Source organism: Fervidicoccus fontis Kam940 (assembly GCF_000258425.1).
GTDB classification, from domain to species: Archaea; Thermoproteota; Thermoprotei_A; order Sulfolobales; family Fervidicoccaceae; genus Fervidicoccus; species Fervidicoccus fontis.
In genome coordinates, this window is record NC_017461.1 from 969,442 (window position 1) to 987,813 (window position 18,372).

Genomic DNA, 18,372 nt, shown 5'->3' on the forward strand with positions numbered 1-18,372 from the left:
TTCAGCATATTCTAGGAACGAGCTCTCCTCTTGGGGGTTCAACAACTCTTCTTCCCCCAATCGCAGTCTTCATTAAAACTATTCCCATTTCCTTTGCTTCTTTCTTTACCTCTCCAATTATTTTAGCATCACTCAGACCATTTTTTTGTAGCTCATCTAAGATTTCCTCTGATACACTTTCTTCAACTGAAAGGACTGCGACGCCTTCGCTTGCTAAATGCAGGGGGTCTATTCCAAGCATTTCAGTGTACTTTACTACAGGCTCTCTTAAAGGAATAGACTTTTCGTCTATTTCAATTATTAGTTTATTCTGCAATGCCCATTCGTTCAGGACTTCTGATAATCCTCCCCTTGTAGGATCTCTTGCAGCATTAATTTTTTCTCCATATTTTTCAAAAATAGGAAGAAGATATTTAGATAAAGGCATTACATCGCTTTGAAGTAACCCTGCATTGCCTGCTTTATCTTCGAGACCTAATCTATAGAGAGAAATAAGAACACCATGTTCAGCAAGATTACCGGTTACTATGATTTTATCGCCCACTTTTGGTCTATCTATTATAGGCTTTTTAGCTATTCCTATTGCAGTAGTAGTAATGATTATTCCATCAAGTTCTTCTCTTGGCAAAACTTTAAAATCACCGCCAATTATGGAGACTTTTTCCTCTTTTAATGTGCTTATAAAAGACTCCATGATTTTTTCTAATTCGTTAATTTCAAATCCTTCCTGTACTACTATAGAGTCTAAAATCGCTACAGGTCTGCCTCCCATCATAACAACATCGTTTATCGAGCCAGCTGCAGCAAGCTTTCCTATATCTCCTCCAGGAAAGAATAGAGGCTTGACTGTATATGAATCGGTTGATATTACAACATATCCAAGATCTCCTATAGGTATGGTTGCACCATCATCTAGAACATCAATTCCAACACCACCTTCTACACGTTTAAGGGTTTCTTCGACTTTAGAGAAAAGTATTGAATTAAGAATCTCCGAAGTCTCAGGTCCTCCATTGCCATGACTTAATTTTACAGTTTTTCCCTCTTCCAAAATTTTCACCTCAAGCTATTCGTTAAAATCTTTAAAAATTCCTTCTAAAAATTCTATTTGCTCTTCAAGCTCGTTTTTATCTATTTTAGAAATGATTACTCCTGCATGCACAAGAACGGTATCTCCTGCCTGTATATTTTCATCTGGAATTGCATTAATTACCTCTCTTTGTATGCCATCTCCATAATCAACTATAGCTTTTAAATTATCTGAGGAAACGCTCTTAACAAGAGCAGGCGTTGCCCAGCACATCTCTACTCTACCTCAAAGTTTTCAATTGTCCCAAATCTAGCCCAAATATAACATGTTCCTTCCATAGATACCATACAAGGACCGTATGGGTTTTCTGGAGTACACTTTTTCATAAATAAGGGACATTCGATAGGTTTGATTTTTCCAATTATTACTTCACTACACCTACATCCAGGAAGTTTTTCGTCCTTCCAATTTAATGGATCAATCTCCCTTATCCCTAATTTTTTAAAGGAATCATAATCCTCAAATTTTTCTCTAATTCTCAGTCCACTTTTAGGAAGAATCCCTATTCCTCTCCATGCATCATCGCTAGGATAAAAGACTTCATTTATTAAATTTTTAGCGAATTTATTGCCCTCCCAATTAACTGCTCTTTTATATTCTATTACGGTTTCTGCCCTTTTTCTAACGATCTGTTTTAATATTTCCATTATCGAGACTAAAATGTCTATAGGCTCAAAACCGGATATCACTGTTGGAATATTGTAATCATTTGATAGAAATTTCCAGGAATTAGCACCTATTACTGATGAAACATGACCTGGTGCTATTATTCCAAAGACACTTTTTTCTTCTTCTGTCAGTCCTTTTATCGTGTACAACATAGCAGGTGGCGTCAATTTTAGCAGGCTCATTATGCTCATTTTCTTTGGGATTAAGTTCGAAGAAATTGCAATCGCATATCCAGGTGCAACGGTCTCAAAGCCTATCCCTAAAAAAATTGACTCCTTTGAATCACTATTTGCGTATTTCGATGCATCCAATATACTCGTTACTACCTGTACATCTCCGCCCAAAGACTTAACCTCGCTTAAAGATTTGACTCCACTTATGTTTTTTACAGCCATCAATCTGTATGTATCGCCGTAAGTATAGATTTTGTACCCTTCTAAAGCAAGCTTTATCGCTTCTTCTATATAATAGGAGGGCGTAACGCATACAGGACACCCTGGTCCTGCGATCAGTTCAACATTTTTTGGCATTAATGCTCTAATGCCGTATCTTACAATGCTCCACTCATGCGTCCCGCAGAAATTCATTATCTTGATCTTTTTCTCTTCTCCAAACTTGGCTTTAATCTTTTTGCTGAGTTCCTCTATTTTTCTCTTTAATTCTAATGCCAGCTGACTATTATCTTTGAAAACCTTCTCTATCAGTCTCATTTCATTACTGATGTTATCAGAAGATTTCAATAACTTCCACCAAAAATTTTACTGTTATTCTTAAAGTATATAAAATATTTTTTAAAACTTTAATTTTTTATATCTTATTTCTTATTTTTTGCAAATAAATTAATATACTTAAAAGTTAAATTTTGTATTGAAAGTTTTCACTTCGATTAATTATTAATAAGGATGTGAGTAACTATATGAAATTTTATGTTGGAGGAGTAAGTGCGCTAGAAAAACTTTTTTTGTATTTTAAATCCAATGGCTTAAATATTTATGGACCAAAGAAAGATCGCAATAGTATAATCTACGGCGAACTGAACGACTTTTCGCAACTATGCTTATCTCCAGAAGGCATAAGCTCAAAAACTCCACAATCTATAAAAAACATCGTCCATCCATCGTCGCAACTATTCTTAAAGACAAAGAGCGACTATAGCTCTTATGCTGTTTATGATAATGAAAGCGGAGACAAGGTTTTGTTTGGAATAAGACCTTGTGACCTTAACTCACTATATATACTTGATAAAATGCTGTCTGAAGATCCTTATTATTCTCACCGAAGAGAAACGATAAAAGGAATCGTTGTACAGGAATGCACAATTCCCGGGAAATACTGTTTTTGTAGTAAGGTCGGAACAGGTCCAAATACGGAGAGCGGTTTCGATATATCTTATGCTTTTATCGGAGAATATTTGGTAGTGTTTAAATCAGGAAGCAAATTAGGAGAAAGTGTTCTTTCAAAGTTATTTCTTAGAGAGGCAAATGAAGAAGAAGTTAAACTATATAATGAAAAGATAAAAAACGCAAAAGATACAATTGAAAAGAATTTTCCCTTGGATGTTAAAGATATCGAAGGCGCTTTAGAAAAGTCAATAAACGATGCGGAACTTTGGAAAGAGATTAGTAAAGATTGTATTGGGTGCTCTAATTGTAACATGGTTTGTCCAACGTGTACATGCACAGAGTTTATCGATGATATAAGAATGAATGGAAATGCAGAAAGAAAAAGGATTTGGGTGGGGTGTTTATCTCCAGTTTATGGGCAAATAGCAGGAATGCATTTCAGAAAAGAGCAGTATATGCGATATCGTCACTTTGTTCTTCACAAGTTTCTTTTTTCAAAAAAGGAAATTGGAACAAAAATTTGTGTAGGATGCGGTAGGTGTATAGCATTCTGCCCTCTTAGATTAGATTTAAGAAAGACCTTAAACAGTGTGGTGAGCATTTATGGTAAGAAATGACATACTAGTTCCATCTATTGCTAATGTAAAGGAAATAATCAATGAAACTAGCGATATAAAAACTTACAAATTATTTTCCAATGCAGAAAAAGCTCAAAAATTTAAACCTGGACAGTTTGTGATGGTCTACTTAAAAGGATTCGGAGAAGTTCCAATTTCTCTTTCAGACCTTGTTTATGAGGAAGATGGAGGCTCTCTCATAACACTGACAATTAGAGGAACGGGGACGGTGACTAAATACATGCTTTCAACAGTGAATATCGGTGACAAGATTGGGATCAGAGGTCCATATGGAAACAATTGGCCAATAGAAGAGGCTTTAGGAAAGGACATATTAATAGCAGGTGGAGGAATTGGTTTTGCTCCATTGAGGCCTGTTTTAAGATTTGTTTCAAATAACAGACAAAAGTTTGGGCGGTTGGTTGTAATTTATGGCGCAAGGAGTCCTAATGACATTATATATAAATATGAAATTGAAGAATATAAGAAAATTCCTGGCATAGAATTATTTCTAACAATCGATAAACCGGCTGAAGATTGGAAGTGGAATGTGGGGTTCGTCCCAGACATGCTTGATAAAGTAAAGTTGGATGGAGACTTCAAATACTTCGTTTGTGGCCCAGAAATAATGATGAAAATAACGGCTAAGAAGCTGGTAAACAAAGGGGCAGATCCGAGGGATATTTTCGTATCTTTAGAAAGGAGGATGAGGTGCGGGGTAGGAATATGCGGTACATGCCAATTGGGGCATTACTATGTATGTAAGGACGGACCGGTCTTTTCATTTGATCAGGTTTCCCAATACATGGAGGTAGAAGGGATATGAATAAGCTGAGGATAGGAGTGGAAAAATTCGCCTCCTGTTCAGGATGCATAAATGAAATTGTATATGCCCTGCTTTCTGATCCACAAATCATGGAAAAGATACAGATAGATTATTTTCCAGAGCTTCAAGATAAGAACAACTTTGAAGGAAAATTTGATATTTTTCTCGTCGAAGGATCTGTTGTAAACAAAGAACAGATAGAAAGGCTAAGAGAAATAAGAAGCAAAACCAGGTTTGTTTTAGCAGTAGGAACATGCTCAGCTTATGGCGGTATTCAGTCCTTGAGGGATCGAACCAACGTTGAGGATGTAAAGAAAAGTGTGTACATTAAGCCTGAATATATTGATATAGAAGGAGATGTCTACTCTGTTTCGGAGATTATAAAGCCCGACTTTATAGTTCCAGGATGTCCAGTAAATGGAGATAAGCTATTAACATTGTTAAGAAAGGTAGTTTTAGGTGGAGGAGAAATTACTATCACCGAATCTCTTTGCGCAGAATGCAAAAGGAGGGGAAATGAGTGCATTTTAATAACTAAAGGCAAGCTGTGCCTCGGACCAATAGTTTCTACAGGATGCGGTGCACTGTGCCCTAGCTTTGGCAGAGGATGCATCGGATGCTTTGGGATAAGAACAGATCTTTCAATGAATGATATAGAGAGGTTTGCAAACAAAATAGAAGAGCTTGGCATAGCAAGCAAAGAGGACGTTTTATCTTATGTTATGAGGTTTAGCTACTCTAAGGATAAAGAATTTTTCTCTAAAAAACAAAAAGTTTGAGGTGTAAGATAATGGAGAAGAGCTCATTAAGCCTATTAACTAGAGTCGAGGGGGAAGGCAGGGCTAATATTGTTGTTGGAGATGGAAAGATCAAGAGAATAGAAGTTCACATATTCGAAGCACCGAGATTCATAGAATTTGGACTTAAAGGGAGAAAACCTATAGAAGCACCCGAAATAACTAGTAGAATATGTGGAATTTGTAGCGTTTCATATCAGATGGCATCTGCCAAGGCGTTCGAATATGGAATGGGCATAGAAGTTCCCTATGAAGAAGAGGAAATGAGGAAGGCGATTTTTATAAATGAACATATCAAAAGCAATGTTCTGCACGTACTATATCTGCAACTTCCAGATCTCTTGAATGCATCATCATCTTTAGAGGTATTTAATAAGAACCCTGAAATATATAAGATGGCAACAGATCTGTTTATGTGGTCTCGGAAACTTATGAAGGTTTTAGGTGGTAGGTTCCATAATATTGTTAACATTAGAGTTGGTGGAGTCTACAGCATGCCAGAAAAGAAGGAAGTAGAAGCTTTATCTTCGCAATCAGAAAGAGCTATTACATATGCAAGAAAACTTTCCGAATTCGTACTTGACAACCAAGACAAATTCCCAAGTTATGAGCAAAAAATAAAGCCTTTAGTATTGTGTGACTCTATAGAATATCCATTCATTTCAAGGAATATATGTAGCGATGAAATGAGGTTTGAAATAAGTAAATTCGAAGAGGAAGTAGTACCAGAGCAGGTTCCATACTCGAATTCTCTTAGATATAGGCTTAGAAGCGGAGAAAACTACGTCGTTGGACCGATCTCAAGGTTCAATACTTCTTTTTACAATCTTAGAGGAGAAGTCAGGAGAATGCTGAAGTCTTATGGATACATGCCGCCGCTGAAAAATATGAGCTATAGCATAGTTGCTAGAATAGCAGAACTTTATGAATTTATCCTAAGAATAACAGATTTTATCGATAATTATAGATATGTTCAAGTAAACGAAAAAAGTTTTGAGATAAAAGAAGGTACTTACTACGGAGCAGTTGAGGCTCCAAGAGGGATCCTTTATCATAGATATACCGTAAATAAGCGCGGACTCATTGAAGATGCAAATATAATTCCCCCAACATCCCAAAACTTGATCTCAATGGAGGCATTTTCAATGTACCATTTGGAGAAGATTGGATTGATAAACAAAGCTGAACAGTTAGAAAAAGCTCATCAAGAAGTTCAGAAAATAATTAGGCTCTTTGACCCCTGCATCTCGTGTTCTGTTCATTAAAATTTTTAAATGCAGAATTTTTTCATAACTTCCAATATAACCTGCGTGCTACTATTTGGATAAAAATCATTGAACCTATTCTTTAATCTTATTACTTCTACATTATTTAAACCTCTTTTTTTAAGTTCTTCTTTTAATTGTTCCTCACCGAACTTTTGGTCTGGTCCTAAAACGATTATATCTGGAGAAACTTCTATAACTTTTTTAAGATAATCATTTTCATCTCCAAGCATTGCCATTTTTACATTTTTGATAGAGCTCACAATTTTTAACCTGGAATTCTCAGGAAAGATTACTTCTCTTCCCTTATTTTTCTTTGCATTAACATCTCTTGAAACTATCACGTATACATCTCCAAGCTTAGAGGCTTCCTCTATCAATCTTATATGTCCTTCATGCAAAATATCAAACGTACCTGTAATGAGGACTTTTTTCCGTTTCTCTCTTTTCCATTCAATTTTTAGTTTCCCTAACCTCGCTAAAGCATCTAAAAGTCCCTCTGCATATGAAATAGTTGCAAGCGAAGTAACAAGATCTTCTTTTTCAAGATAATATTTGGAATCTTCGAGATATAATTTTGCCAGATTTATTAAATCTGACTCCTCTTTGTTCAAAGAAGATTTTTGGCATTCAGTCTGTTCTAAAGCGTTTTCCACCATTTTTATATATGTAGCAATTCTATCTTTCATTTCGTTCAATTGAAAACGCCTCTAAAGACTGTTCTTCCATAAAGTGGAGCTTTCCAGGAATAATAATAGAATTAGGCGGATTAAATCTCATGTTATAAAGGAGACTTATTTTACCGTAATATATCTTCTCATCAGGCCAGCCAAGTCTTTCTAGAACAACAATTTTTGTTTCAGGCGTAATTATCCCTAATCTCTCTTCTTTTTCCATTTCTATTAGTAACTTAATTGCTTCACTAGCATTCAATGGACCTCTCTCCGCGTCTATGTCCAAAAAGAAAAAAGTATGAAGTCCTCTGCTTAAGTTTCCTGATAAAACTAAATAAGGATAAACTGAAAGTATGCCTTCTCTTTTGTAAACGATTGTTGCAGACGGACCGAATTTATAGTTAAAGAGACCAGTAGCTGACATAGCATAGGAAAAAATGTTTATTCCTGGAATATAATTAACCTTGCAACCTTTTTCTTTCGCGTAGTTTTTTAAAGAGAGATGTGTTGTCGCAATAAAAGGATCGCCTATCACTGCCATTGAAATGTTTTTTCCTTTTAACAATAAATCAATAATTTCTTGTCCAGACTTCTCTTCGATATCTCTTCTACTAATAATCTTGAAACGGTCACTTTTTATACCTATGACCTTCATTGCCGCATTAATTTCTGGAAAATAAAAACTAGTATAGCCCTCTAAAAATATAAAATCAGAGGACTTAAGTTTTTTTATCCCTTCTATTGAGATGTGAGAAAGCGATAGCCCCAATCCAACAAAGCTCAATTCTCCTAAGCACTTTCCATTTGTAATTTCATTGTTGGTCATTATTATTGGCACTCCTTAGAATATTTTAGAATATTTATTATTTATTTTGTATTTATTAAGGCATAAGGGAGCAATATGGTCTAAATTTCGCTCATGACGAGTTATTTCAAATCTTCCTTCCAAAAAAGAAATATAACATTGAACTTATAAATCTTCAATCTTTCCTTATAGATATAAAATGTTTAGGAGCCCATCTTCATTTAATGTGGCGGGCCCGCCGGGATTTGAACCCGGGACCAACGGGTTAAAAGCCCGCTGCTCTACCTGGCTGAGCCACGGGCCCATTATATTCCATGTCTTATTTTATCAAATGATGAAAAAAGATTTTTATTTTTTTCTATGTGTTTTTAAACGTAGCTTCAGTTGTTATTGAGTTGAGAGAATTTCTTTACCATAATTCATTCCAACTTCGAGCGCTCTAATATTTAATTCAACATACTTCCTGTCGAACATTTCCTCAATAGATGCTTTTATGCTTTCTTCCTTTAATGGAAAACCAGGAATGGTCAGCGCAATTCCAATAATTGCTGTATTTAAGAGCAAACTATTTTTTAGTTTTTCTGTAAGCTCATTTCCATTAATTATCAGTATTTTTCCATCAAAGGCGCTCTTCATCATTTTCTTTATTTCATTAATATCAGCGATTTTCGGATCAACTGATATGGTCTTAAAAGGTTCTGTCATCAAAGTATTCATTAATATGAGACCATCTTTTTTCATATATTTTAAGTATCTAAGCGTTTCAATTGCTTCAAGCGAGATTAATAGATCGCCCCTCCCAAGCGGTACAATAGAGCTATATACATCTTCGCCTATTCTTACATGCGTAAATACGCTTCCAAATCTCTGACTTAATCCGTGTATTTCTCCTACTCTCGCCTTAATACCTTGTTTGAACGCAGCAAGCCCTATCAAGTTAGCTATTGTTATTACACCCTGACCTCCAACACCTGAAATTATGATGTTATATTCTTTCATTTTTACTCACCTTCGTGTATAGCGTTAAACGGACAAACACTTACACAACTGCCACAGCCATAGCAAAGGTCTTCTTGAATGAATGCCTTTTTCTTATCAGAGTTCCAGGAAATTGCGGGACAGCCAAATGTAAGAATGCATGTTTTGCATCCTGTGCACTTTTCTTCATCTATGACATATCTCTTAAATTTCTGGCCAGATCTTCTCACTCTTGAAGCGTAAAGCAAAGCGCACTCCCTCCTAGCTACTATAAAGCTTACTCCGTTAACAGATAGAGCCTTTCTTAAAGCTTGTTCAGTTGCCTTCATATCATATGGATCAACAACCTCAACATAGTCTGCACCCATTGCTTTAGCTATGTCTTCTATTTTTATCTCTTTTCCGTTGTTAGAAATAGAATAGCCCGTTCCGGGGTGAGGCTGATGTCCAGTCATTGCGGTTGTTCTGTTGTCAAGTACAAACAATATGAAATTGGACCTATTATAGATAGCATTTGCGAGAGCAGGTAGACCTGCATGAAAGAATGTAGAATCGCCTATTGTTGCTATAATCGGTTTTTTTGAAGCACTGCCCTCTAATGCCTTGCTTATCCCATGAGCTAGACCTATCGATGAACCCATATGTGTGCTTGTATCAACAAGCTTCATTGGAGGATAGTATCCGAGAGTATAACACCCAATGTCGCTTGGATATATTCCATTGTACCCTGTGACTTTTTTGATTACATAAAAAACGTTCCTATGAGGACACGCAGGGCAGAACACGAGTGGTCTTCTTGGGATTTTAGCCTCAATGTTTTTTTCTATAAATTCTGCCCTTTCAATATCAACTGGCGATTTAATTCCAAAGAACTTGGCCAACGAAGTAACAACTCTATCAGTAGAAAGCTCATAATATCTCGGAACGAGGTCTTTTCCCCTTATCTCTGCTTTAATATTTTTGTCAAAAGCCCAAGTTTTCACCTGCTCTTCTACTACAGGTTCAAGCTCTTCAACTATTATAGCTCTTTCCAAACCATTGAAAAATTCGTTTAAGAGTCCAAATGGTACTGGGAAAGGTGTCCCGAGCTTTAGTATTTTTACATCATTGATATCTAGCCAGCTAAGCGCTTCTTTTACATATGCATATGCTAATCCGCTAGCTATAACTCCTACTTTTGAGCTTTTATCTCCTTCAATGTAATTAAATTTATGATTAAATTCTTCTCTAATTTTTTCTATTCTCTTTAATGATTCCAGTCTAAGAATCCTGGCGTTTAATGGGAGGTTAACAAATTTCTCCGGATTCTTTGAAAAATCACCTGAGGCTCTTTTTCCAGCCTGTGTTCTTTCAGGCAGAGGTCCAAAAACTACTTCTCCTCTCATATGCGAAAGCCTTGTAGTTGACCTCAAAACAACTGCAGTATCGAACTTTTCACTCAATTCAAAAAGCTCTTTCGCAAATAGTCTCGCTTCATCGGGAGAACTTGGCTCAACGACTGGAAGATTAGCTAGCTTAGCAAAAAGTCTCGTATCTTGCTCATTTTGGCTACTCCACATACTTGGATCGTCTGCAACAACTATGACAAAACCGCCTTTAACTCCATTCATTGCAGTGCTCATAAATGCATCTGCTGCAACATTCAGACCAACATGCTTCATTGAGGTCATAGATCTGAGTCCGCTCCATGAAGCACCCAAAGCAGCTTCATAGGCAATTTTTTCATTACTTGAAACTTCTACATATACTCCTGCATCTTTTGCTATAGCAGAAAAAGTGTCTAGAATTTCGCTACTAGGTGTTCCAGGGTATGCAGCAAAAAATGATATATTCCCTTCTAAAGCACCTCTTACTATTGCTTCATTTCCAAGCAAAAAAGCTCTTTTTCCAGCCTCTTTATTTAGAATTATTTCTTTAATGTTCATTTTTTTCACCTATTTTTTGAGGAAATTAAGCTAAAAGAGTAAAGAGCTCTTGTAGCTGAAACTACATCTTCAGGTCTCTCATATGTAGGTATTCCGTTGCTTTCAAGAAACCTTTTAGCATCTTCGCTTATATCTCCTGCCATAAACATCGCTAGGATAGGTTTCTTGACTTCGCTTTCATTAATCGCTTTTACTATGCCCTCTGCATGCTCAGTTCTGGTCATGCCTCCGAATGTGGGAACGACGCAAGACTCTATAATTATGTCTACATCATCATCTTTCAAAAGAGCTTTAGTTGCTCTATAGTAATCATTACCAGTAGCACTAGCTATCATATCAATAGGATTCTTAAGAGATGCCATAGGAGGGAGAAAGGATGAGAGATAGCTTATTGTTTCATCTTTAAGCTTAGACATTTCTAAACCATTTTCCTCTATCAAATCGGAAATTAAAACTCCTGCACCTCCAGCATTTGTTATGACCCCTACTCTTTTCCCTTTAGGAAGTGGTTGCGTGAAGGATCTAGCCATCGACAAAGCTTCATCAATGGTTTTAGCTTTTATAGCCCCTCCTTGCTTTAAGGCTGTCATAAAAATTTCGGCATTTCCGGCAATGCTACCTGTGTGAGAAGATACGGCCCTAGCCCCTGTACTGTATATTCCTCCTTTTAAAGCAATTATAGGTTTTTCTTTTGAGTGCTCTTTCAAAACTTCTAAGAATCTTTTCCCAGATTTCACTCCTTCCAAATATAAAAGTATTGAGGCTGTATCAGGATCTCTTGAAAAATATTCTATAAGATCAGAAAAGTCCACATCGCTCATATTTCCTACACTAACAAATTTTGCAAAGCCTATGTTTTCTTTTATGGTCTTATACACAATACCTCCTCCTAGCGCACCACTTTGAGATATAAAGGTAACGCTTCCTTTCTTAGCTTTTTCTATAAAAGTTGCATTTAAGTCTATTTTAGTGTTCATTACTCCTACACAGTTAGGTCCAATAACTCTCATTCCATAGTCATGGGCAACTCTCACTAGTTCTCTTTCCTCTTCTTTCCCTCTCTCTCCAGTTTCACCAAATCCTGCAGTAATGATTATTATTCCTTTTGCTCCCTTCTCTCCACTTTCAATTACTGCTTGCTTTACTGCAGGTTTCGGTACTACGATCACTGAGAGATCAATTTCGTCTTGTATATCTTTAATTGTTTTGTATGCCTTCACTCCCATTATGCTTTCTTCTTTAACATTTACTGGAAAAACTTTTCCTTTGTAAGAAAGCAAATTTTTAAAAACTTGATGCCCAAGCTTAGTTTCGTTGTTACTTGCTCCTATTACTGCTATCGATTTAGGCTCAAAAAAATATCTATAATCAAAATTCACATTTCTCAACTCTAATCAAATTTAAATTTTTTATTTATTAATAATATATACATATTTTTAAAATTTTAAATTTAACTTTAAATGGTTGATAAATTTTGTATATTAATAAAAAATTATTTGACATTCAAATAACTAAGGAAGCAGTAGAAATTGCCGAAAAATTTGGCATCTCTCCCTTTATGGCTCAAAGATACATAATGTTTATGGGGGATAAAGAGGCAATAGAGTATTTAATTTCTGCGGAAAAGGGAATAGAAAAAAGCTTTAGATGTAACTCTATATTAGTTAAAGACTGTAATGTGGTCGAGAGAAGTTTAACAGAAAAAGGATTTATTTTAGAAAAAACGCCATATTTGAATTACGCTTATTACATAAAAAGAGAGCCTTTTTCCATAGGTTCTACAGTTGAGCATTTGTCCGGTAAGATATACGTTCAAGGAGTCGGCAGCATGTTAGCATCAGAAGTTCTTTCTCCTGTAGAAGACGATAAAGTTGTAGATATGGCAGCTGCACCAGGAGGTAAAACTACTCATATGGCTCAACTGATGAAGAACAAAGGCATTATTTTAAGCATTGATATCAATAGAGAAAGAATATGGAAACTAAGAGTAAATATTGAGAGATTGAATGCAAAAAATGTCTATGTATTAAGGACAGATGCTTTAAAAATAAATGGGCTAGATGAATATTTTGATAAAGTAATGCTAGATGCACCATGCACAGGCGAAGGATTGATTGTATATAAAAAAGAGAGAAAATTCTCAAAAGGCATTGAAGATTATAAGAAAATGATACCTCTTCAAATAAGCATGCTTAAGAAAGCATTTAAACTCTTGAAAAGAGGCGGCAAAATTCTTTATTCTACATGTAGTATAGCTCCGGAAGAAAATGAATACGTAATATCTCAAGTATTGAACGAACTTAAAGATATAGAAATACTTCCTACAAGATACAATGGAGTTAAAGGAAATGAAGGATTGCCAGAATATAATGACATATTTTTTGGGGACGAACTAAAAAACTGCTTGAGACTTTATCCTAATACCGATAAAACGGAAGGGTTTTTCCTATGTCTGATGAGGAAAAAATAAAGTTAAAAGAGATATTTCCTTGTGAAGTTGGAAAGAAAAAAGTAGATGTTTTTTTAAAAAAAGTATTTGGCTATGGAGTAGATAAAATCTTGAACGACTGTTTCATTTTTTATTGCAATGAGAGGAAAAAAAGAAAAGATATCTTCTGCATGTCCAAAGAGCTTGAAAATTTATATGCAAGACTGAAAGAAAACGGTATTTTACCCTACAGTATTGGTCTTTTTTTAGGTTCTATTATGAACAACCGATATAAACCATCACTTCAATTAGGTTCAGAAATTAGCTTAAAAGCGAAAAAACTCGAAAAAGGCATTATATATGTTAAAAATGCAAAAATCAGTTTTGGAAAAACTATAAGTTTGAATGAGATAGCATTGATAAAAAGAAACGAAAGCGGCATATATCTGGTTTTACTTCAGGACGAAACTTTCTTAGGGTGGGGTATTTTAAAGAGAAAAATATTGGTTCCTCTTGCAGACATCGGTCTTTACCTCAGAGGATTTGAATTTTCTTAGAACTTCTTTTATCTTAGAGCATATATTGACTTCCTTGTCACTCTGACCTCCTCCCTGCCCTAAAGGGCGAGGGTTTCAGTTGTAAATGACAAGACCTTCAGTTGTAATAAGGACAAGGTATTTTATGAAGTTAATAAATAAAAAACAACGAATTTCTTAAAAAGATATAAACTCTATTAAATTAAAATTCCATATTAAATAAAGCATTATAACCTATTAGGAAATAATAAAAGCATGTGTATTTTAGAAAGCATTTAAACAAAAGAAAACAATATAATATTCATATAGAGGTGTATGCAATGCCTTTCAAGGAAAAAGATTTTATATTGATCGATTATACAGCTACTGTTAAGGAAACTAATACAGTGGTTGATACAACAAATTCTGAGAAAGCGAAAGAAAGTAACATCTATGATGAAAATAAAACATATGAGCCAACGTTAGTTATAATAGGAGAAGGGAGAGTAGTCAAAGGTCTGGAAGAAGCGCTACAAGAAATGAATGAAGGAGAGCAGAAAGTAATAGAATTACCTCCTTCAAAAGCTTATGGAGAGAGAGATCCGAATAGGCTTAGAAGAATACCAATAAGAGAGTTTAAAAAAGGCGACGTAGAGCCTGTTCCTGGAAAAGTTGTAGAAATAAATGGCGTACCTGCATTAATAAGAGATGTAACTGGAGGAAGAGTATTAGTAGATTTTAACCATCCTTTGGCAGGAAAAACTATTGTTTACGAAGTTAAAGTGATAAAATATTTACAGAATGACGATGAAAAAGTAAAGGCATTATTGAAGAGGAGGCTAAGACCTAAAAATATCGATGATTATAACATAAAAATATCCAAAGAGGAAGGCTTTGTTCAAATAAAAATACCTGAAACTGAGATGATTAATCCAGATATTCAACTAGCAAAAAGGGCATTAGCTAGAGAAATATTTAACTATATTGAAGGAATTAAAAAAGTTGAATTTATTGAAGAAATAATCGCACCTGAAAAGCCGAAGGAAGAAACTGCTGAGGAAAAAGAAAAACCAAGTGAAGAGAAACCTAAAGAAGAAGCCAAGCAATAAAATTTATCAATGTATTTTTTGCGATATAAGAAATTTTTATAAAATTTGTTGCAATTTAAATAAAGGAATAATAAAAGAATCTGATAATTTTGTCTTGAGATATATCAGTTAATAAAAAACAATATAATACTTTAGCAAGTCAATATAAGTAAAAAATGATATTAGAAATCAACATCTAAAATTCTTATTCTTTAAGAAGAAACAAAAGTTTAACTTAAAAAGAGTTGTTTTATAAATATTAATTTAATAAGGATAAAACTTATCTCTTCCCGGGATATTAAATGAACAAAATTTAATACATTGGGCATTTCTTTGTTCTATGGGAAGAGAACGAGGTGTAAATAAATGCCTAAATGGACTGTGCTAGAATATCTTAGAAATAACCCTGATGAATACATGCAAATGGTAAAGAGAAGGGGTCTAGACGAAAGCATTGTGAGAGAGGCTATTGAAATAGATAAGGCATATAGAAGTAAGCTTAGGGAAGTAGAAAATTTAAGAAGAGAACACAACTCCCTAACAAAGGAACTATCTAAAGAGAATAATCAAGAAAAAAAGAATGAACTGCTGAGAAAGGCTAAGGAAATTCTTCAACTTTTAGAGGAAAAAGAAAAAGAAGTAAGCGAAGCTGAGAGAAATTGGTATGATTCGTTGAAAAAACTTCCGAACATTTTAGCACCAGACGTACCTTATGGCACTTCAGATGAAGATAACTTGCCAGTTAAATTTTGGGGCAGGCCAAAAGTCACTACTGACAAGCTTGAGGAATTCAAAAAACAAACCGAAAAGTGGGGATTTAAAGTAGATTTTGATCTTGTAGAAAACAAGAGTTTTATAGGACACGCTGATATGTTGGAAAAAGTTTTAAATATGGCAGATACAAATCAGGCAGCTAAGGTAGCTGGATCCAGGTTTTTCTATCTTATTGGAGATATAGTATGGTTAGATTTTGCTATTAGCCTTTATGCGTTAGATGTTATAACTAGAAAAGGATTCATTCCGATAATACCTCCTTATATGCTTAGAACAGAAGTTTTAGAAGGAGCTTTGGACTATTCTTCTTTTAAAGACATGATATACAAAATTGAAAACGAAGATCTCAATCTTATAGGAACTGCTGAGCACCCATTAATGGGACTTGCATATGATAATCCGATAAGGGAGCAAGATCTTCCGCTTAAACTTGTTGGTTGGAGTCCTTGCTTTAGAAGAGAAGCAGGCGCAGGCAATAGAGATTTAAAAGGAATTTTCAGAGTCCATCAGTTTCATAAAGTTGAGCAATTTGTGTTTGCCCATCCCGATAATAGCTGGAAATTCTTAGATGAAATGGTAGCAAATACTGAAGAAATACTTCAAGGCTTAGGTCTACCATATAGAGTAGTTAATGTGGTGAGTGGCGAGCTTGGATTGCCTGCTGCAAAGAAATACGATATTGAAGTTTGGATGCCCGCACAAGGAAAATATAGAGAAATTGCTAGCATTAGCCAGGTTTTGGATTGGCAGGCTTTTAGGGCTAACTTAACGTATATCAAAGCAAGCGATGGAAGAAGAGAGTACCTTCATACATTAAATGGCACTGGAATTCCAACAACTAGGGCTATTTCTGCAATAGTAGAAAACTTTCAAGATGAAGAGGGAAATGTCGCAATACCTTCTGTACTGAAGAAATATTTAGAAAATATTCCAGGCGCACCGACTGATGTCCTTAAGCCAAGAAAAAGATAAAATATTTATTGGTATAGATTTATCTGCTAAAGAGAACAAACCTTCTCCAATCTGTATATTTTTCTCTTTAAGCCGTACTTTTAATTTCTTCACCATTCACAAGAATGAAGAAATAATTAACATTATTGATAGCTTATACGGATTGAAAAAAAGAACGAAGATATACGTTCTATTTGATTCCCCCCTCTTTTCAGAAAGTGGAGTAAAATTTAGATCCATGGATTTAATAGCTCTTAAATTGGGCGGAAAGCTTCTTCCTCTTTCTTTTAAGTCAATAAAAGAACTTGGCCAAAGAGGCGAATTGTTGTCTCATCAGCTTTTATCAAAGTATAAAGAACTGGTTATTTTTGAAACTCATCCATATACCGCTTCAAAAATTCTTGGCTATAGTAACACAAAACAACTTTCAGAAAAGCTATTAGGCACTTCACTGAATAAAGGACTTTCGGATGCTTTTGCTTGTTGCATAAGTGGTATCATCTTTTTTAAAATTGGAGGAATTGCTATAGAAGACGACTATTCACACTTCACGATGATTTTTCCAAAAAATATTTCAAGCTCTTAATTCAAAAATAATATGATGTCTCAATTGGATTGTTGCATTATATTTGACATCGATGGAGTAATTATTGATAATACCGAAAGAATTGAAAAATACGGATTAAATGAAAATAAAGAAGATTTCTATTCTGATAGATTAATGGCTTTTGATAAACCAAGGGAACTCGGAATAAAATTGCTTGAGGAGAAAAAGAAAGTAGGAAAAATTGTTATAGTAACTGGAAGACCGGAGAGAGTTAGAAAGAAAACGACACAGGAGCTTTCTAGTTTTGGCGTTGAGTTGAAAGAGATAAAGATCATTTTCAGACCTAATAACATAGATAAAATAGAAGAGTGGAAAGTAAAGAAAATCCTTGAGCTGAGAGACTCAGGTTGTAATATATGTGAAGTTCATGAAGACTCCGAAGAAGTCATTTATATGTTGAAATATAAAATTAAAGGAACAAAATTCTTTTTGCATAAAGGAAATAAAGTAGAATCCATATAAGGATCAGCTTATGCTCTTCCACTTTCTATTCTTTGCATCAAAGTAAATCAAACCTTCTTTTAAAAGCTCAAAAAAGAGCTCCTTAAGATCCCCAATCTTTTCAGCCGCGCTTGAAGGATCACTGTCGCTAATGCTTGAAAGTTTTTCTAAAAATTCTTTCCATTTTCTGGGGTAGATTAAATATCTATCCTTGGTCCCGATAACTTCTATAGCACCTAACTTCTTTATTCTATCTGCTACGAAATCTTTATCTTTTACTCTAGCAAGATCTTCTGATTCTTTTAAATAACCTTTGTTTCTTAGTTTATCTAAAAGCATGTTTATCTGTTCTATTTTTCCAGATGCTTCCTTGCTTCTTCCAAATACGTTTTCAATTTCATTAATTTTTTCCCTCAGTTCTTCGATCTTTTTTTCCAGTTCAGAAACCTTCATTTCTAAAATATCCATTCTTTTGATGATTTCCTCTATCTCATCATTATGTGTTTCTTCTTCCTTTTCGCCCTTCAAAAAATCTTTGAGCGTCTTTTTTGCTTTCATTTTTTCTCATTCCAAGTTTAG

General features: G+C 34.8%; 19 protein-coding genes and 1 tRNA gene. 10 read left to right on the forward strand and 10 right to left on the reverse strand.

Going from position 1 to position 18,372, the window contains the following annotated elements; all coding sequences use genetic code 11:
• Position 1 precedes the first annotated feature (1 nt).
• From hypE to hypD, 3 genes are read right to left on the reverse strand one after another with little or no spacing between them, the layout of a single operon-like run.
• Positions 2-1,060, reverse strand: a complete 1,059-nt coding sequence (gene hypE, locus FFONT_RS05010) for a hydrogenase expression/formation protein HypE (RefSeq protein ID WP_014558150.1) — start codon at positions 1,058-1,060, stop codon at positions 2-4.
• A 6-nt stretch (positions 1,061-1,066) separates the two neighbouring features.
• Positions 1,067-1,303: a HypC/HybG/HupF family hydrogenase formation chaperone gene (locus FFONT_RS05015; protein WP_014558151.1), complete on the reverse strand. Its 237-nt coding sequence runs from the start codon at positions 1,301-1,303 to the stop codon at positions 1,067-1,069.
• A gap of 2 nt (positions 1,304-1,305) precedes the next feature.
• Positions 1,306-2,499, reverse strand: coding sequence for a hydrogenase formation protein HypD (hypD, locus tag FFONT_RS05020; RefSeq protein ID WP_211206224.1), 1,194 nt, complete (start codon positions 2,497-2,499; stop codon positions 1,306-1,308).
• Between the two features lie 176 nt (positions 2,500-2,675).
• Here hypD and FFONT_RS05025 point away from each other — a divergent pair, with 176 nt between their 5' ends.
• The 4 genes from FFONT_RS05025 to FFONT_RS05040 are packed head-to-tail and all read left to right on the forward strand — an operon-like array spanning position 2,676 to position 6,607.
• The gene (locus FFONT_RS05025; protein WP_014558153.1) at positions 2,676-3,719 is read left to right on the forward strand and encodes a 4Fe-4S dicluster domain-containing protein; all 1,044 of its coding nucleotides are present in this window, start codon (positions 2,676-2,678) and stop codon (positions 3,717-3,719) included.
• The gene (locus FFONT_RS05030; protein WP_014558154.1) at positions 3,706-4,545 is read left to right on the forward strand and encodes an FAD/NAD(P)-binding protein; all 840 of its coding nucleotides are present in this window, start codon (positions 3,706-3,708) and stop codon (positions 4,543-4,545) included. Before FFONT_RS05025 ends, FFONT_RS05030 begins: the two co-directional genes overlap by 14 nt.
• Positions 4,542-5,324 (forward strand): NADH-quinone oxidoreductase subunit B family protein, encoded by a 783-nt coding sequence (locus FFONT_RS05035; protein ID WP_014558155.1) that lies wholly within the window; start codon positions 4,542-4,544, stop codon positions 5,322-5,324. Before FFONT_RS05030 ends, FFONT_RS05035 begins: the two co-directional genes overlap by 4 nt.
• An 11-nt stretch (positions 5,325-5,335) precedes the next feature.
• A complete protein-coding gene (locus tag FFONT_RS05040; protein ID WP_014558156.1) occupies positions 5,336-6,607 on the forward strand; it encodes a Ni/Fe hydrogenase subunit alpha in 1,272 nt (423 codons plus the stop codon).
• Between the two features lie 5 nt (positions 6,608-6,612).
• Here FFONT_RS05040 and FFONT_RS05045 read toward each other — a convergent pair whose 3' ends face one another.
• The 6 genes from FFONT_RS05045 to FFONT_RS05070 all read right to left on the reverse strand — a co-directional run bounded on the left by FFONT_RS05045 (position 6,613) and on the right by FFONT_RS05070 (position 12,368).
• The gene (locus FFONT_RS05045) at positions 6,613-7,296 is read right to left on the reverse strand and encodes a pantoate--beta-alanine ligase (RefSeq protein ID WP_014558157.1); all 684 of its coding nucleotides are present in this window, start codon (positions 7,294-7,296) and stop codon (positions 6,613-6,615) included.
• On the reverse strand, positions 7,286-8,107 hold the full coding sequence (gene dph5, locus FFONT_RS05050; protein WP_148683677.1) for a diphthine synthase: 822 nt from the start codon (positions 8,105-8,107) through the stop codon (positions 7,286-7,288). Before dph5 ends, FFONT_RS05045 begins: the two co-directional genes overlap by 11 nt.
• A gap of 206 nt (positions 8,108-8,313) precedes the next feature.
• Positions 8,314-8,390 (reverse strand) — tRNA-Lys (locus FFONT_RS05055).
• Between the two features lie 83 nt (positions 8,391-8,473).
• Complete coding sequence (locus tag FFONT_RS05060) at positions 8,474-9,085, reverse strand: indolepyruvate oxidoreductase subunit beta (protein ID WP_014558159.1); 612 nt, start codon at positions 9,083-9,085, stop codon at positions 8,474-8,476.
• Positions 9,086-9,087: 2 nt separating this feature from the next.
• The gene (iorA, locus tag FFONT_RS05065) at positions 9,088-10,989 is read right to left on the reverse strand and encodes an indolepyruvate ferredoxin oxidoreductase subunit alpha (RefSeq protein WP_148683678.1); all 1,902 of its coding nucleotides are present in this window, start codon (positions 10,987-10,989) and stop codon (positions 9,088-9,090) included.
• Positions 10,990-10,994: 5 nt separating this feature from the next.
• On the reverse strand, positions 10,995-12,368 hold the full coding sequence (locus FFONT_RS05070; protein ID WP_014558161.1) for an acetate--CoA ligase family protein: 1,374 nt from the start codon (positions 12,366-12,368) through the stop codon (positions 10,995-10,997).
• A gap of 95 nt (positions 12,369-12,463) precedes the next feature.
• Between FFONT_RS05070 and FFONT_RS05075 the strand changes: the two genes are divergently transcribed.
• From FFONT_RS05075 to FFONT_RS05100, 6 genes are all read left to right on the forward strand, one after another.
• The gene (locus FFONT_RS05075; RefSeq protein WP_014558162.1) at positions 12,464-13,459 is read left to right on the forward strand and encodes an RsmB/NOP family class I SAM-dependent RNA methyltransferase; all 996 of its coding nucleotides are present in this window, start codon (positions 12,464-12,466) and stop codon (positions 13,457-13,459) included.
• The gene (locus FFONT_RS05080) at positions 13,438-13,974 is read left to right on the forward strand and encodes a hypothetical protein (RefSeq protein WP_014558163.1); all 537 of its coding nucleotides are present in this window, start codon (positions 13,438-13,440) and stop codon (positions 13,972-13,974) included. The genes FFONT_RS05075 and FFONT_RS05080 overlap by 22 nt, the downstream gene beginning before the upstream one ends.
• A gap of 299 nt (positions 13,975-14,273) precedes the next feature.
• Positions 14,274-15,041: a peptidylprolyl isomerase gene (locus FFONT_RS05085; protein WP_148683679.1), complete on the forward strand. Its 768-nt coding sequence runs from the start codon at positions 14,274-14,276 to the stop codon at positions 15,039-15,041.
• A 345-nt stretch (positions 15,042-15,386) separates the two neighbouring features.
• Entirely contained in the window at positions 15,387-16,766 is a 1,380-nt protein-coding gene (gene serS, locus FFONT_RS05090) for a serine--tRNA ligase (protein ID WP_014558165.1), read from the forward strand.
• Positions 16,741-17,331 carry a hypothetical protein gene (locus tag FFONT_RS05095; RefSeq protein WP_014558166.1) on the forward strand — a complete coding sequence of 197 codons (591 nt, stop codon included), beginning with the start codon at positions 16,741-16,743 and terminating at the stop codon, positions 17,329-17,331. Before serS ends, FFONT_RS05095 begins: the two co-directional genes overlap by 26 nt.
• Positions 17,332-17,355: 24 nt before the next feature.
• Entirely contained in the window at positions 17,356-17,814 is a 459-nt protein-coding gene (locus tag FFONT_RS05100; protein ID WP_148683680.1) for an HAD family acid phosphatase, read from the forward strand.
• A 3-nt stretch (positions 17,815-17,817) separates the two neighbouring features.
• Here the strand turns inward: FFONT_RS05100 and FFONT_RS05105 are convergent, their stop codons facing one another.
• Positions 17,818-18,351 (reverse strand): methyl-accepting chemotaxis domain-containing protein, encoded by a 534-nt coding sequence (locus tag FFONT_RS05105; RefSeq protein ID WP_014558168.1) that lies wholly within the window; start codon positions 18,349-18,351, stop codon positions 17,818-17,820.
• Positions 18,352-18,372: the final 21 nt, after the last annotated feature.